Annotated in this window: 16 protein-coding genes; 10 read left to right on the forward strand and 6 right to left on the reverse strand. The window is 70.5% G+C overall.

All coding sequences use genetic code 11. The features are described from left to right. Window positions 1-24: 24 nt before the first annotated feature. The 3 genes from AC0VYM_RS14170 to AC0VYM_RS14180 all read right to left on the reverse strand — a co-directional run bounded on the left by AC0VYM_RS14170 (window position 25) and on the right by AC0VYM_RS14180 (window position 2693). The gene (locus AC0VYM_RS14170) at window positions 25-825 is read right to left on the reverse strand and encodes a 5'-methylthioadenosine/S-adenosylhomocysteine nucleosidase family protein (protein ID WP_475462740.1); all 801 of its coding nucleotides are present in this window, start codon (window positions 823-825) and stop codon (window positions 25-27) included. Between the two features lie 126 nt (window positions 826-951). Further along, window positions 952-1413 carry a hypothetical protein gene (locus tag AC0VYM_RS14175; RefSeq protein WP_475462741.1) on the reverse strand — a complete coding sequence of 154 codons (462 nt, stop codon included), beginning with the start codon at window positions 1411-1413 and terminating at the stop codon, window positions 952-954. 302 nt (window positions 1414-1715) lie between these two features. Beyond that, window positions 1716-2693 (reverse strand): hypothetical protein, encoded by a 978-nt coding sequence (locus AC0VYM_RS14180; RefSeq protein ID WP_475462742.1) that lies wholly within the window; start codon window positions 2691-2693, stop codon window positions 1716-1718. Between the two features lie 87 nt (window positions 2694-2780). On the opposite strand from AC0VYM_RS14180, the gene AC0VYM_RS14185 reads away from it, so the two are divergent. The 6 genes from AC0VYM_RS14185 (at window position 2781) to AC0VYM_RS14210 (ending at window position 7895) form a co-directional block, all read left to right on the forward strand. Next, the gene (locus AC0VYM_RS14185; protein WP_475462743.1) at window positions 2781-3494 is read left to right on the forward strand and encodes an NUDIX hydrolase; all 714 of its coding nucleotides are present in this window, start codon (window positions 2781-2783) and stop codon (window positions 3492-3494) included. 167 nt (window positions 3495-3661) lie between these two features. Further along, window positions 3662-4438: a hypothetical protein gene (locus tag AC0VYM_RS14190; protein ID WP_475462744.1), complete on the forward strand. Its 777-nt coding sequence runs from the start codon at window positions 3662-3664 to the stop codon at window positions 4436-4438. A gap of 90 nt (window positions 4439-4528) precedes the next feature. Further along, window positions 4529-4780, forward strand: coding sequence for a metal-sensitive transcriptional regulator (locus AC0VYM_RS14195; protein ID WP_475463038.1), 252 nt, complete (start codon window positions 4529-4531; stop codon window positions 4778-4780). A 156-nt stretch (window positions 4781-4936) separates the two neighbouring features. Continuing rightward, on the forward strand, window positions 4937-5509 hold the full coding sequence (locus AC0VYM_RS14200) for a rhodanese-like domain-containing protein (protein ID WP_475462745.1): 573 nt from the start codon (window positions 4937-4939) through the stop codon (window positions 5507-5509). Window positions 5510-5581: 72 nt separating this feature from the next. After that, the gene (locus AC0VYM_RS14205) at window positions 5582-6976 is read left to right on the forward strand and encodes a rhodanese-like domain-containing protein (protein WP_475462746.1); all 1395 of its coding nucleotides are present in this window, start codon (window positions 5582-5584) and stop codon (window positions 6974-6976) included. A 55-nt stretch (window positions 6977-7031) separates the two neighbouring features. After that, window positions 7032-7895 (forward strand): sulfite exporter TauE/SafE family protein, encoded by an 864-nt coding sequence (locus tag AC0VYM_RS14210; protein ID WP_475462747.1) that lies wholly within the window; start codon window positions 7032-7034, stop codon window positions 7893-7895. Window positions 7896-7904: 9 nt separating this feature from the next. Here the strand turns inward: AC0VYM_RS14210 and AC0VYM_RS14215 are convergent, their stop codons facing one another. Further along, entirely contained in the window at window positions 7905-9119 is a 1215-nt protein-coding gene (locus tag AC0VYM_RS14215; RefSeq protein ID WP_475462748.1) for an MFS transporter, read from the reverse strand. Window positions 9120-9692: 573 nt separating this feature from the next. On the opposite strand from AC0VYM_RS14215, the gene AC0VYM_RS14220 reads away from it, so the two are divergent. From AC0VYM_RS14220 to AC0VYM_RS14235, 4 genes are all read left to right on the forward strand, one after another. After that, window positions 9693-10208 carry a lytic polysaccharide monooxygenase auxiliary activity family 9 protein gene (locus AC0VYM_RS14220; RefSeq protein WP_475462749.1) on the forward strand — a complete coding sequence of 172 codons (516 nt, stop codon included), beginning with the start codon at window positions 9693-9695 and terminating at the stop codon, window positions 10206-10208. Between the two features lie 140 nt (window positions 10209-10348). Further along, entirely contained in the window at window positions 10349-10708 is a 360-nt protein-coding gene (locus AC0VYM_RS14225) for an MmcQ/YjbR family DNA-binding protein (protein WP_475462750.1), read from the forward strand. 77 nt (window positions 10709-10785) lie between these two features. After that, on the forward strand, window positions 10786-11373 hold the full coding sequence (locus tag AC0VYM_RS14230) for a histidine phosphatase family protein (protein ID WP_475462751.1): 588 nt from the start codon (window positions 10786-10788) through the stop codon (window positions 11371-11373). A gap of 69 nt (window positions 11374-11442) precedes the next feature. Next, window positions 11443-12240 (forward strand): GNAT family N-acetyltransferase, encoded by a 798-nt coding sequence (locus AC0VYM_RS14235; protein ID WP_475462752.1) that lies wholly within the window; start codon window positions 11443-11445, stop codon window positions 12238-12240. A 9-nt stretch (window positions 12241-12249) separates the two neighbouring features. Here AC0VYM_RS14235 and AC0VYM_RS14240 read toward each other — a convergent pair whose 3' ends face one another. Beyond that, complete coding sequence (locus AC0VYM_RS14240) at window positions 12250-12912, reverse strand: LuxR C-terminal-related transcriptional regulator (RefSeq protein WP_475462753.1); 663 nt, start codon at window positions 12910-12912, stop codon at window positions 12250-12252. After that, window positions 12894-14276 (reverse strand): sensor histidine kinase, encoded by a 1383-nt coding sequence (locus AC0VYM_RS14245; protein ID WP_475462754.1) that lies wholly within the window; start codon window positions 14274-14276, stop codon window positions 12894-12896. The genes AC0VYM_RS14240 and AC0VYM_RS14245 overlap by 19 nt, the downstream gene beginning before the upstream one ends. Between the last annotated feature and the right edge of the window lie 58 nt (window positions 14277-14334).

Here is a 14334-nt window from a genome sequence, read left to right on the forward strand (position 1 = left end):
GGCCGGTGGGCTAAGCCGCGCGGTTCAGCACAGGTAGGGGAGCAGCTCCTTCACCACGTGCGCCGCGTTGCGGGCGGCCAGGTCATGGGCGTCGTCGTTCTTCTCCTGGTCGGCGTTGTCCGAGATGCCCCGGACCACCACCCAGTCGGGGTTGGGTGCCTCGCCCACGGAGTTCTCCTGCCAGTACTGGCTGAGCCCGCCGGACTCCATGTCCACCGCCAGGATCTTGTCGTTGTAGCCCTCCAGGAAGCGGTGGATGTCGCTGTCACCGTTCGCGATGACCGCCTCTCCGGAACCGATGAGTCCCGGGTGCACCTCGAAGGTCCGCTTCCTGTGGCCGTCCGCCTGGCTGCGGATCATCGCCGGTTCGCCCCGGTCGGTGAAGTAGACGTTCACCGCGTGCCCGATCCGCGCCGGAGCCTGGCGTTCCTCGCCCCTCGGCTGGACATCGCCCCCGGCCCTGATCTTGCGTGAGTCGTAGTAGACGATCCGGGTGGAGACGATCACGTTGCCGATGCGGGCGTACTCGGGGTGCAGCCCGCCTCCGATACCGACGAGAATCCACAGGCGAGGGGAGAAGTGTCGCCGCAGGTGGTCCAGGGCGGACATCACGGATCGCTGGCCGGGGCTGTGGGTCATCGTGGCGACCACGGAGACGGTGCCGCCGTCGGTGGCGACCTCCCCGGTGGAGAAGAACAGCCCGTCGATCTTCTTCCTGGTCCTCAGGTCGAGCTGCTCGGTGACCGCCCGCATCTCCTTGGCCAGAAAGGTGACGACCCCGACGTCACAGCTCTGCTGATTCTCCTCAACGGACTCGGCGCCCACGGTGGAGAGGAGAGAGGCGGGCGACCCCCCCGTGGTTGTTGACCTGTGTTCCGCCACCCAGGTTGTTACCGCTGATGTCGTTGGTGCCACCGAAGTTGACGATGCCGCTGTTGTTCGGGAGGTTGCTCACGCCTGGTCTCCGTTCTGCGAAGTGCCCGGCCCCTGCTGGGGTCCGTGGTTGTTGACCTGTGTTCCGTCACCGAGGTTGTTGTTGCTGATGTCGTTGGTGCCGCCGAGATTGACGATGCCGCTGTTGATGATCTGCATCGCGCGGTCGTCGAACTCGGAGATGTCGACCCCCCGAGAGTGGAGGAAGTCGCTGGTGGCCTTGAGCAGTCGCAGCTCGACGTTCTTTACGTGGCTGAGGACCTGGGTCTTGTCCAGCTGGACCTTGCTCCACTCCTGAGCGCGCTCCTGACGGATGCTGAGACGGCTGCCGATGCAGACGTTGCGGATGGGGGAGAGGGTGAGTTCTCGCCGGTACATGAAGAGGGCCTTGGTCAGGAGGGCGGGGTAGCGCACCACGCGCCAGAGGTCGGTGGTCTCACGCGGGAGCCCGCGCAGGGCCCTGAACGCGGCCCACGCCACTGCCCGCTTGCCGTGCTGGCCGAACTCCTCGGCCTTCCGGAAACTGTCCGGGTCCGGGTCAGGGCGCAGGCGGCGAAGAAGAGATTGAGGGTGCGCCCCCGCAGGGTGGCATGCAGGAGGACCGTGGCCACCAGCTCGGAACCAGCGTCCGGGACGCTCACTTCGAGGAAGTGATGGTGGGTGGGGCTCTGCTCGTTGATGAGGCGCCGCATCTTCAGCGGGTCGACCCTGCCGATCAGGGAGCGGTCGGTGGAGACGTCCGACGACGCGACGAAGACCCGGTCCCGCACGTCCACGGGGAGTCAGACGTCCTCCTCGTCGTCGCGGAGCTGGAGGACCGCCTCGCGCAGGTGATCGACGAGTTCGTCGGTCCGGAAGGGCGGATGGCGGTGTTCCCGCTCATGGAGTGGTTGGCTGTCACCTCCCGGGCGCAGGAGCTGGATGCCCATCGGTGGGTTCCACTGGTGGATGAGCTCGCCCGCGCCGACGAAGGGTGACTCGTCACCGAAGAGCGTGAAGAGGGGGCTGTCCTCCTTCTCCTCCTTCCCCTGGTGCGCCGGACGGCGGTAGACGACGCAGGGATGCTTCTGCTGCTCGGCGACGACCGTCTCCCGCTTCGTGAGACGCCTCGGTCGCAGGCCGACCCCGGGCCTGTGGACGCGGTTGACGCGTAGCTGACTGACGACGCCCACGAACACCGCGACACCCAGGACGGCGGCTCCCGCGTACCCCGCGATGACGGCCTGCGCGGGGAAAGTGAGGGTCAGGGCAGTCATGGTGCCCCCGACGGCCAGGGCCGCGAGCCCGGCCCTCTTGAGAGTGCGGACCTCGCGCATGATCCTGAGGTCACGCGCCGGGGGAATCCGCAGGGTGGGTTTCCACTTCTTGTTCCTGCGGCGGGGCGCCAGCGGGTCCTCGGTCCGGGCGATCGTGGTGGACAGGGCGATCGCCAGGTCCAGGAGCATCAGGAGCGTGATCCCGCCCGCCGTCAGCGCGGACGCCACGGTGTGGCCCAGGAGGAAGGGGGCGACGACCGATGCCAGCATGGTCAGCCGAAGGAGCGCGTGCAGGTGGGTGGCCCACCAGGCGTGGCGCATGACGGGGACGTGGTCGAAGCCGTAGGAAGGGGCCACGCGACGGTAGGGGGTCGTGCAGATCTCGTTGATGACGAGATCGCGGAACTTCTCGTCGACGTAGACACCGGTGCACAGGTGACGGGTGGCTCCGGTGGGTGCCTGTGTCGGCACGTCCCTGTCGGGTTCTGCGTGGACAGCGGTCATGCGGATCCCTGCCTCTGGGGGATAATGGTCACAGTGACCTTAAGTAGAAAGCGAGTTAAAGTCAAGATGACTTTTAATGAGGACGCGGTGGATGGCCGGCTGAAGGGTTCCACGGGGGTCGAGCTGTCGCTGGTGACGGTGGACCTGACCATCTTCACCATCAGGGAGGACCGACTCATGGTGCTGCTCGTGGAACGAGGAACGGAACCCTTTCGGGGGCGCGCGGCCCTGCCCGGAGGGAGGGTCCGGGCGGACGAGACCCTGGACGAGGGCGCTCACCGGGAACTCCTGGAGGAGACCGCCATCGACGGCGGACTGCTCCACCTGGAACAGCTCGGCGCCTACGGAGACCCTGGCAGGGATCCACGCGGCAGGGTCGTCACGGTCGCCTACCTCGCCCTGGGGCCGAACCTCCCGACTCCCGAGGGTGGAACCGACGCCGCCCATGCCTACTGGGCGCCGCTGCCCGACCTCCTCGACGCGCCCGACGCGCTGGCCTTCGACCACGCGCGCATCGTCGCCGACGCACTGGAGCGCACGAGGAGAACGCTGGAGTACACCACCGTGGCCACGACCTTCTGCCGTGAGCCGTTCACCCTGCCCGAGCTGCGCAACGTCTACGAGGTCGTGTGGGACCGGGTCCTGGATCCCAGCAACTTCAGACGCAGGGCCACCAGAGCCGAGGGGTTCCTGGAAGCCACGGGCGACCAGCGCCCCCAGGCCACCGGCCGACCGGCCGCCCTCTACCGCAAGGGAGAGGCGAGCCTGCTCAGCCCACCGTTTCTCCGCTCCGCCAGCTGAACCGGGCAGGGGGGCAGGGGAGGAGCGCTTCGACCGGTCGGCCACATTCACCTCACGTGACGGAGGGTGGCAAGTCACCTGTCGGGTGATACCCCGTGCCGGGAGGAGCGGTCATCGTGGACACGGTCCGTCACCTTCCGGCGGGCGTCCCTTCCCATGGAGGCCCCGTGGCGCACAACCAGGCCTGTGCCAACGCCAGCAACCCCGGCTGCTCGTGCTCCGGCTGCGGCGGGAGCATGCACGGTTGGCCCGGACTCCTGGGCCAGGCCAACGACCCTCCCGAGGTGAGGGCGGACCGCCGGGCCCGCGCGCACGATGACTGGTGCGCGGAGGTGGGGACCGACGACCGGATCAGGTACCGGCGTCTGTCCGCGCCCACCGAACGGATGCTCCGTCTGGCGGCCACGATGGCCAGGGTCGACGTCACCGACCACCTCGCGGCGCGACCGGCCAGAGCACGCAGGATCGGGCAGCTCGGGAACCTCCTCCACACGGAGGCCCTGCGGCGGCTCGAGGCCGAGGCGCGGGGGCGTGACACCGCGCGGCCTCCGCTGGGCGGTGTCGCCGCGTCCCTGCCGGGGCACTTCTGGTGCGCGCTGCTGGCCGCGTTGGCCGGAGCCGCGGACCGGCTCGACCGGGCCGTGGAGAAGATCCCGCAGCAGGCACGCGAACTCATCCAGGAGTCACCTCCACCGGACTGGGGGCCAGCGCGGGAACTGGTCGTCGACACCGCCCTGGAGGTGGTGTGGGAGTGTGCCCTGGGGCTTCTGGGCCTGAGGCGCCCTGAGGAACTCCTCGTGGTCATGCGTGTCCTGGCGGTCTTCGTCTGCCCTGATCCGGGGAGTCACCCGGAGGTCGTGCGTCTGTGCCTGCTGCCCCTGGGGCGGGGCGTCCTCCAGGACACGACCACGATGCTGCTCCACCAGAGCCTGCGGCACCCGTAGGACGGTTGTGACGTATCCGACGAGCGAAGTGGATACACCCGGGGGTATGTTGGGGCCTGTGGGTCGAAAGGAGACCAGATGAAGCCTGAAATGGTGGGCGACGCCATCACACGTCTGAAGCGCGCCCAGGGGCAGCTCTCCGGGGTCATCTCCATGATGGAGGAGGGAGAGGACTGCGCCGCCGTGCTCCAGCAGCTGGCCGCGGTCTCCCGCGCCCTGGACCGGGCGGGGTTCAAGATCGTCGCGAGCGGGATGCGGCACTGCAACACCGCTCGTGAGCAGGGCGAGGAGCCCGAGCTCACCGAGGAGGAGCTGGAGAAGCTCTTCCTGGCCCTGGCCTGAGGGTTCGCGGGCGCTGGTGTGAACCCGGCGCCCCGCCTCGGTTGTCCGTCCTGCGCCGACCCACGCCAATCGGATACTCCCCCCAGTATCGGGGATCCGGAGGCCCTTCTGTTCCCCGGATGCCCCCCGGAGTATCGAACACCACGGAGGAGACACATGAACGACCGCAGTATCGGCGTACGCGCCGTACGCGACCTGACCGAGCGTGACCCGCACACCCTGTTGGTCGACGTGCGCACCCCCGCCGAGTACGAGAGCGCGCACGTCCCCGGGTCCGTCAACCTGCCCCTGGGCCGGGTCGACGCCCACCTGGAACGCATCGTCACCGACGCCGGGGGACGCCTCGTCCTGATCTGTCAGTCGGGTGGCCGGGCCACCCGGTGCCAGGACATGCTGGCCGCCGCCGGGCTCACGGACACGGTCGTCATGGACGGCGGCATGAACGCCTGGGAGGCGCAGGGGGCGCCCCTCGAACGCGGTCCCCGCCGCTGGGCACTGGAGCGCCAGGTCCGACTGGTGGCCGGAGGCATCGTCCTGACCTCCGTGCTCGCCTCCCTGGTCTGGCCGCCCGCCGTGGCGGTCGCGGGCCTGGTGGGCGCGGGGCTGGTGTTCGCGGCCGTCACCGACACCTGTGCCATGGGCATGGCCCTGACCCGCCTGCCCTACAACCAGCCGCGCAACGACGTCGACATCGAGGACTCCCTCGCCCGGATCACCGTTCGCGGCTGACACCGGACCTTCCACGTGGCCGCCCTCTCGAACACGGATACTCCCCGGAGTATGCAACCCAAGGAGCAGAACATGTTGCTGGAACGCCTCTACGACCACGACCTCGCCCAGGCCAGCTACTTCGTCGGCTGCCAGGCCAGGGGAGAGGCGATCGTCTTCGACGCCCGACGGGACATCGACGACTACCTCGACCTCGCCCGCGACCACGGCATGCGGATCGTGGCCGTCACCGAGACCCACATCCACGCCGACTACCTCTCCGGCACCCGCGAGCTCGCCGCCGCCACCGGGGCCACGGTCTACGTCTCCGGCGAGGGCGGCGAGGACTGGCAGTACGGCTTCGACGCCGAACGCCTCCGGGACGGTGACGCCGTCACCATCGGCAACATCACCGTCCGGGCCCGCCACACCCCGGGGCACACCCCCGAACACCTGGCGTTCCTCATCACCGACGGAGCCTTCAGCCGGGACCCGGGATACATGATCACCGGCGACTTCGTCTTCGCCGGAGACGTGGGCCGCCCCGATCTGCTCGACGAGGCGGCGGGCGGCAGCGACACCCGGTTCGAGGGAGCCCGCCAACTGTTCGCCAGCCTGCGGGACGTCTTCCTGACCCTGCCGGACCACGTCCAGGTCCTGCCCGGACACGGCGCGGGCAGCGCCTGCGGCAAGGCCCTCGGCGCGCTCCCGGGGACCACCGTCGGCTACGAACGCCTGAACGCCTGGTGGTCCGCGTACCTGCGCGACGACGACATGGCGGGGTTCGTCGAGGAACTGCTCGACGGCCAGCCCGACGCCCACGCGTACTTCGCGCGGATGAAGCGCCAGAACAGGGAGGGGCCGCGGGTCCTGGGGGCGCGGAACCCTCTGCCCGCCCTCCCCAACGAGGAGATCGCGCGATCCCTGGCGGCGGACTCGGTCGTGTTCGTGGACACCCGTTCCCACTCCGACGTGCACCGGGGCACCGTCACCGGGGCCCTCAACATCCCCGGCCCGGCCAAGGCGGCGACCTTCGGAGCCTGGGCGCTGGACCCCGAGACCGAGACCCGGCCGCTGGTCCTCCTCGCTCCCGACGCGGACACCGCCCGAGAGGTGCGTGACCACCTGCTGCGCGTGGGCGTGGACGGGGTCCACGGCTACACCACCACCAGGGAGGGACTGCCGGAGAGCGTGCCGTCGCGCGTCACCCCGCAGGAGCTCGACGACTTCGACGCCGGGTTCCTGCTGGACGTGCGCAGTAGGGGTGAGTACGCGGAGGGGCACATTCCGGGCTCCACGCGGCTCAGCGCGGGACGTGTGTTGTGGAACCTCGACGCGCTGCCGCGTGACACCACCATCGTCAGCTACTGCGGGTCGGGCCTCCGGAGCTCCGTGGTCTCCTCCGCCCTGAGACGTGCCGGTTACGACGTGGCCGAACTCGACCGCGGATACGCGGACTGGGCGAGCGACGGGAAGCCCACGGCCTGACCGGAACGGGTCGGGGTCGACGCGCTGGGCGCCGGATCACGAAGGAAGAGTCAACATGGAGTACCAGATCGTCCTGACCCTGGCCCTCGCCGTGGTGGTGGGGCTCGCCCTCGGGCTGTTGGGAGGCGGCGGGTCCATCCTGATGGTTCCCCTGCTCACCTACGTCGCGGGCATGGAACCGAAGGAGGCCATCGCCGCGTCCCTGTTCGTGGTGGGCGTGACCTCGCTGGTCAGCACGGTCGCCCACGCCAGGGCGGGGAACGTCCACTGGCGGACCGGGCTGGTCTTCGGGGCGGCGGGCATGGCCGGGGCCCTGCTGGGCGGGCTGGTCGGCGGACACCTGCCGGGCACCCTGCTGATGGTCGCGTTCGCGCTCATGATGGTCGCGACCGCCGTGACCATGGTCCGTGGGCGGCGGGGCGGGGAGGGGAGCGCCGCACCCGGGGCGCTCCCCCTGCGGCGGATCCTCCTCGACGGTCTGGTGGTCGGCGCGGTCACCGGGCTGGTCGGGGCGGGGGGAGGCTTCCTCGTCGTGCCCGCCCTCGTGCTGCTCGGCGGTCTGGCCATGCCGGCGGCCGTGGGCACCTCCCTGTTGGTGATCGCGATGAAGTCCTTCGCCGGGCTCACCGGCTACCTGACGACGGTGAGCCCGGACTGGGCCCTGGTCGCCGCGATCAGCGCGGTCGCGGTGGCCGGTTCGCTCCTCGGCGCGCTCCTGACACCCCGGGTCCCCGAGGCCGCCCTGCGCCGGGGCTTCGGGATCTTCGTCCTGGTCATGGGCGTGTTCGTGCTCACCCAGGAGCTTCCCGCGCCCTTCGGCCAGATCCTGATGGTGGCGGCGGCGGCCCTGGCCGCCCTGGTCCTGGTGTGCCGCCTGATCGGGGACGCCTGCCCGCTGCCGCTGCGGCCGCAGACCTGACGTACCGCTTCACTCGTGGTGTGCGACGGGGGTCCGGTCCACCCGCGCCGCGAGGAGCGCGGCGACCAGGGCGAGGGTCGCCGGTGCCAGAAGCAGGAGCAGGAGGTCCCCGGCGGAGTCGGTGCCGGCGAGGGCCGGGCCGACCGCGGAGGAGATCAGTGCTCCGCCGCCGATGGAGGTCGCCGCGGACAGGCCGAGCGCGGTCCCGGCCAGGTCCTCGTGCTCGGACATCACCCCGGTGTTGACGACGGGCATGGTCAATCCGTTGCCCACGCCGACGAACGCGCAGGCCGTGAAGAGGACCAGCGGCCGGATGTCCCAGGACGCCGCCATCACGAGACCGCCCACCAGGCCCACACAGGTCAGGGCCCGCGCGAGGACGAGCAGTCGGCCTCGGGGTATTCGGGTGCCGAGGGTTCCCGCGAGGTGGCTGCCCAGGACGAACCCGATCGGGACCAGGGCCATGTACAGGCCCAGGGCGACCCCCGAGCCGCCGAACCACCGGTCCATCACGAGGGGCGCGCCGCCCAGGAAGACGTAGAGGGTTCCCGTGGAGCAGGCCATACAGAGGGAGTAGGCCCAGAAACGGGGCGAGCGGAGAACGCTCCGGAGGGTGGACCGGGCGTCGTTCCGGGGCCGGTTCGCCCTGACGGAGGTCTCCCTCATGTGTCGCACTGACACCAGGAGAAGCCCTCCTCCGATGACCGCGAGAGCGAGGAAGATCGAACGCCAACCGAAGAGGTCGCCCAGGGTTCCGCCCAGGGTGGTGCCGAGCACGGGGGCGAGCGCCCACCCCGTTCCGGCGAATCCGATGTTCCGGACGGCGTCGCCCCCGTCCGACGTCTCCTTGAGGGCGACCATCGCGACCGAGAAACAGGCGGCGACGGCAGCCTGGGACATCCGGCAGAAGAGGAAGACCTCGATGGTGGGCGACAGCGCGCAGCCGAGGGAGGCGAGCGTGAAGACCGTGAGGGAGACCAGTACGACGGGGCGGCGACCGTACCGGTCGGACAGGGCCCCGGAGACCGCCTCGGCTGTGACGGTGGCGATCGCGTATCCGGCGATCGAGAGGTTGACCAGGGCGAAGCTGGTGCCGAAGGCGGCGGCGATCTCCGGCAGGGCGGGAAGGTGCGGCGTCACCGGGAGCACCGAGACCGCGGCCAGGAGGACGAGGAGGTGACGGGGAGGGGGCGTCGACCTCCGGGTGCCCGTGGAGTGGGACATGGCGCGTTCCTTCTCGCGTCGACGTGGGTGGACCTCGCGCGGGAGGTGGGGCGCGGCCGTGCGGCGTTCTCCAGAAGAGGCCGCGGCGGCCTGGGGGTCGTGTGGCCCTCCACGCCGCCCGGTGCCGGTGGTGTCGAGGTGCGACGCTTCCGGCGAAGGGAAGGGAATCTGTCTTCGAGGACAGTTCTCACTGTTCTCGAAGACGTTCGGGAAGAGAATACCGCAGGGCTTTCAGTAGACCAGTCGAGGATCTGATAAGAGTCTTTCCAGTTTGGGGGTTCGTCCGGCCGAAGCCCTGGCAGTACCAGCGACGTGCGTCCGTTGTGGTACCCGGTTCCAAGGTCGAAACGGGCCTTGACGAGGGAATTGGGGGCTGCTTACTCTGCTCGGCAACAGGTTGAGGAATGACCGAGAATTTCCGAATTCCTGTAGGCACCGACACTCGCGAACACAGGGAATTGTTCGACCCCCATGGACGCGAACCGAGCAGTCCTGGGCCGGACGACCGTCCGGGTCCCCCGCTACGACCCCGGGTGTGTTCCGGGTTCGTGACCCCCAGAAGGGCGAGACCTCATGAAGTTCCCCAAGCTCCGCAACACCGCCGCCGTGGCCGCCGCCACCGCCCTCCTCTTCACCCTCATGCCCGCCGGGACCGCGAGCGCCCACGGATACATCTCCAACCCCCAGAGCCGCCAGGCCCAGTGCGCCGCCGGTGTGGTGGACTGCGGCCAGATCCGCTGGGAGCCGCAGAGCGTCGAGGGCCCCAAGGGCCTGATGAGCTGTTCCGGCGGCAACTCGCGCTTCGCCGAGCTGGACGACAACAACTACGGCTGGCGCGTGGCCGACGTCGGCACCAACGCCACCTTCAACTGGACGATCACCGCCCGTCACTCCACCTCCACGTGGGAGTACTTCATCAACGGCAACCGCATCGCCAGCTTCAACGACAACGGCGCCCGGCCGCCGGCGAACTTCAGCCACAACGTCAACCTCTCCGGCTACAGCGGACGCCAGACCGTTCTGGCCCGCTGGAACGTGGCGGACACCGGCAACGCCTTCTACGCCTGCGTCGACGTCAACATCCGCTGATGAGCGCGCGCTGAGACACGACGCGCCCCGGCCCGAGCATTCCCCGGGCCGGGGCGCCTCCTGTTCGGTGGACGCGACTCCCCCAGGGTGGCGGTGCGGGCCGGTGCGGTGATGTCGGTGGGGTGTGGTTCTCTCGTCTCATGGCTGTTGAGATCGAGCGGTTCCTGCGGTTGGTGCACGCGCTTCCGGAGTGTGAGGGTCAGGACTCGGAGCGTTACACGACGTTCCGTGTGCGAGGGCGGCCCTTCGGCTACCTGTGGCCGCGCACCGCCACGGTGGGGTTGAAGCAGACCCTGATCGAGCAGGCGGCGCTGGTCGCCGAGCGGCCCGAGGTGTTCGAGGAGCAGTTCACGGCGGGCGGGTTCGGCTGGGTGGTGGTCCACCTGGACGGGATCGACCTGGCGGAGCTCAGCGAACTCACCCTGGAGGCCTGGTACCTGACCGCGCCCGAGGAGCTGCTCGCCGCACCGCCTTCCCCGGAGTCACTGGTGCGCGCCTGACGCGGACGCCGAATTCACATGTTGATGACATCTGGATGATGTGAGTATCCTGAACCCCTTTCCTGGGAGGGGTGGCGATGGCGACTCGGCACGTGTACGCGGTGCGGCACGGAGCGGCGGACCCGTTCGGAGAACTGACCGAGACGGGCGTGCGACAGTCGGAGCTGGTGGGGGAGCGCCTGGCCGGGCTACCGATCGACACGGTGTGGCACTCGCCCCTGCCCCGGGCCGAGCGCTGCGCCGGGATCATCGGGGAGCGACTTCCCGGGGTTCCCGTGCGGGTGGCGGAGGAACTGATCGACCACATCCCCCACGTGCCGAAGGAGGTACCGCCGGAGTGGGCCGGGTTCTTCGACGGCTTCGAGGAGGCCGAGGCCGCTGAAGGGGCGGCCCGCGCCGACGCGCTGACCAGGAGGTTCGCGTGCCCGTCCGCGACCGTCACCCACGAGGTCCTGGTCACGCACGCCTACCCCGTGGCCTGGCTGGTACGCCACGCCCTCGACGCGCCGCCGGTACGGTGGCTGGGGCTGAACTGCGCCAACACCGGGGTCACGGCGATCGACCACCGGGACGGGGTGGCGCCGACACTCCTGCACTACAACGACATGGGGCACCTGCCTCCCGAGCTGCGCTGGACGGGGTTCGGGCCCGGCGTCAGGCCATGAGCGGAAGGGCTCCCCCTGGAAGCGGAAACCAGGTGCGATCCGCGTGGATCCGTGCTGGGATCGTGAGTCATGGAGCACTCCCACGAGATCGACCTGCTGGACCGGATGGAGCGGAACCTGGCAGAGCACGCCTGCCACCTGCACCGGGACCTGGACGGAGCCACCGTCGCGGAGCCCGGCGACCTCCGGGTCGCGGACAGCGGTCTGGACGACGACACCTTCAACATCGTCGCCTCGGCCCGCTTCACCGACGCCGACGCCGGGGCCAGGATCACCGACACCGTCCGGTCCCTGACCCGCACCGGCCGCCCCTTCTCCTGGTGGGTGGGGCCCGCCTCGCGGCCGACGGACCTCTCCGAGCGACTGGCGGCGGCCGGGCTGCCGACGTCCGATCACGACACGGCGATGTGGGCCGAGCTGGACTCCGTACCGGCGGTTCCCGACACGGGACTGGACATCCGCCGGGCGCGGACACCCGAGGAGCTCGCCGATCACGCCGCCGTCCTCGCCGCGAACTGGACCCCACCGGCCGAGACCGTACGCCGCTTCTTCGCCCTGGCCGCACCGCATGCCCTGGGGGAGCGGTCCCCGGCCCGCTACCTGGTGGGGTACGCGGACGGCCGCCCGGTCTGCTCGGCCGAGGTGTTCCTCCACGCCGGGGTCGCGGGGCTCTACAACATCTGCACCCTGGCCGCCCACCGCCGACGCGGCCACGGCGGCGCCATGACACTCGCCGCGCTCCACACCGCCCGCAGGGAGGGACACCGCGTGGCGGTCCTCCAGGCGTCCGCCGACGGCGAGCCCGTCTACCGCCGCCTGGGGTTCCGCTCCTGCGGCCGGTTCACCGAACACGTCCTCACCCCCTGAACCGCCGCGTCACTCGGGCCGTTCCCGCAGGTAGGTGAGCACGGCCATGACGCGGCGGTCGACGTCGGTGCCCTCCGGCGGCAGGTCCAGTTTGGCGAGGATGTTGCCGATGTGCTTGCCCACGGTGGGCTCGGAGATCACCAGGTCCCGGGCGATCCGGGTGTTGGAGCGGCCCTCCGCGAGCAGCGCCAGGACCTCGCGTTCGCGCTCGGAGAGGCGTTCCAGGGGTGTGCTGCGGCGCCGCACCAGCTGGCGCACGACGGCGGGGTCGATCACCGTCCCGCCGCCGTGCACCCTGCGCAGGGTGTCCGCGAAGTCGGCCACGTCCACCACCCTCTCCTTGAGGACGTAGCCGATGCCCCGGCCGTCGTGGGAGTCGAGGAGTTCCGCCGCGTAGCTGGACTCCACGTACTGGCTGAGCGCGACGACCGGCAGGCCGGGGCGGTCGCGGCGCAACCGGACGGCGGCGCGCAGGCCCTCGTCACCGAAGTCCGGCGGCATGCGGATGTCGGTGACCACGAGGTCCGGCCCGTGCGCGGCGACCGCCTCCACCAGGGCCTCGGCGTCACCCACCGCCTCGGCCACCTCGAACCCGAACCTGTACAGAAGACCGGCCAGGCCCTCACGCAGCAGGGCGCCGTCCTCGGCCAGTACTACCCGGATGGGGGACAAGGGATCTCCGCTCTCAGCCGCGTGGGTCCACCGGCCGGACTGGACAACAGGACACGGCCGCCCACGACGGCGACCCGGTCGGCCAGCCCGGTCAGCCCCGTACCGCGTCCGGGATCGGCCCCGCCCCGGCCGTCGTCGACGGTCTCCAGCACCAACGTGTCACCGTCCAGAGCGGCGTTCAACCGGACCGTGGTGGCACCGGCGTGCTTGGCGACGTTGCCCAGCGACTCCGCGGCCACGTAGTAGGCCGTGCTCTCCAGATGGGCGGGCAGACGTCGGGGCAGGTCCACGCGGACGCGCACCGGGACGGGGGAGCGGTCGGCCAGTTCCGGGAGGGCCGCGGGCAGTCCCCGGTCGCTGAGGACCTTGGGGTGGATGCCGTGGACGATCTCCCGCAGGGAGCCGATGATCTCCTTGGCCTGTCCGTGCAGGGAGGTGAGGGCGCGTTCCATGTCGCTTCCGGGCGGGGCGTCCATCCGGGCCAGCCCGATCTGCATGGCCAGGGAGATGAGCTGCTGTTGGGCTCCGTCGTGCAGGTCGCGTTCGATGCGTCGGCGCTCGGTCTCGAAGGCGTCCACCAGGCGGGCGCGGGACCGGGTGACCTCGACCAGTTCCGACCGCAGCTCCTCGGCGCCGCGGTCCTCCAGCAGCAGGCGCGCCAGCACGGCGTGCGCGTGCGCGGTGAGGGCGGCGACGTACGGCGTGACCAGCAGAAGGACCCCTCCGGCCAGGACCAGCGGAAGGGTGCTCCTCGGATCGTCGAACGCCCAGGGGAAGAGGGTGACGGTCCGTCCCAGAGCGGTGGTCGCCGGGGTGGCGATCAGGTAGGCGCCCAGGGCGGGGAACAGGTACAGCACGCTCCAGCTGACCGCGTCCACCACCGTGACCAGCAGGAGCAGGTAGGCGAACGCGCGCCAGGTGGCGGGCTCGGTGTACCGTGCGCGGACCCAGACGAGCACGCCCCGCCCGGTGGGCCGGGGCGCGCTCGCTACCGGAGGGTGGACCAGACGCAGCCGCCACCTCTCCAGACGTGCCACGGGCACCGCGACCAGGGGGCCGAAGGCCAGCAGGAGCGCGAGACCGGCGGCCAGCAGGGCGATCAGGAGCCAGGTCGGGTGGTCCCGGCCCACCGCCATCTCCTCCACGGCCGTGCCCAACGCGAGGAGGGGGAAGGTGATGGGGGAGATCAGTGCCGCGAGCACCGTTCCGACGAGCACGGTCGAGGCCAGGTACCCCAGGCTCCGCCACGGCCAGGACGAGAGCGGGAAGCGCCGCGAGCGCACCGCCTCCAGCGGGGTGCGCGCCGGGCCCGCCCGTCGCGGATCCGGCGGGCCGGGCGCCGGGGTGTCGGTCTGCTCGCTCACGGGCCCAACGTACGCCTGACCGCTCGGTGGCGGACAGACGGGACGCCCCACCCCCGGC

This window comes from Nocardiopsis sp. iso_237 (genome assembly GCF_056173345.1).

What these genes read in the sequence shown, in the direction of transcription:
- AC0VYM_RS14180 (WP_475462742.1), bottom strand. Translation starts at nt 2,693, where the DNA reads ATGACCGCTGTCCACGCAGAACCCGACAGGGACGTGCCGACACAGGCA.
- AC0VYM_RS14195 (WP_475463038.1), top strand. Translation starts at nt 4,529, where the DNA reads ATGGTGGGCGACGCCATCACACGTCTGAAGCGCGCCCAGGGGCAGCTC.
- AC0VYM_RS14200 (WP_475462745.1), top strand. Translation starts at nt 4,937, where the DNA reads ATGAACGACCGCAGTATCGGCGTACGCGCCGTACGCGACCTGACCGAG.
- AC0VYM_RS14205 (WP_475462746.1), top strand. Translation starts at nt 5,582, where the DNA reads ATGTTGCTGGAACGCCTCTACGACCACGACCTCGCCCAGGCCAGCTAC.
- AC0VYM_RS14210 (WP_475462747.1), top strand. Translation starts at nt 7,032, where the DNA reads ATGGAGTACCAGATCGTCCTGACCCTGGCCCTCGCCGTGGTGGTGGGG.
- AC0VYM_RS14215 (WP_475462748.1), bottom strand. Translation starts at nt 9,119, where the DNA reads ATGTCCCACTCCACGGGCACCCGGAGGTCGACGCCCCCTCCCCGTCAC.
- AC0VYM_RS14220 (WP_475462749.1), top strand. Translation starts at nt 9,693, where the DNA reads ATGAAGTTCCCCAAGCTCCGCAACACCGCCGCCGTGGCCGCCGCCACC.
- AC0VYM_RS14225 (WP_475462750.1), top strand. Translation starts at nt 10,349, where the DNA reads ATGGCTGTTGAGATCGAGCGGTTCCTGCGGTTGGTGCACGCGCTTCCG.
- AC0VYM_RS14230 (WP_475462751.1), top strand. Translation starts at nt 10,786, where the DNA reads ATGGCGACTCGGCACGTGTACGCGGTGCGGCACGGAGCGGCGGACCCG.
- AC0VYM_RS14235 (WP_475462752.1), top strand. Translation starts at nt 11,443, where the DNA reads ATGGAGCACTCCCACGAGATCGACCTGCTGGACCGGATGGAGCGGAAC.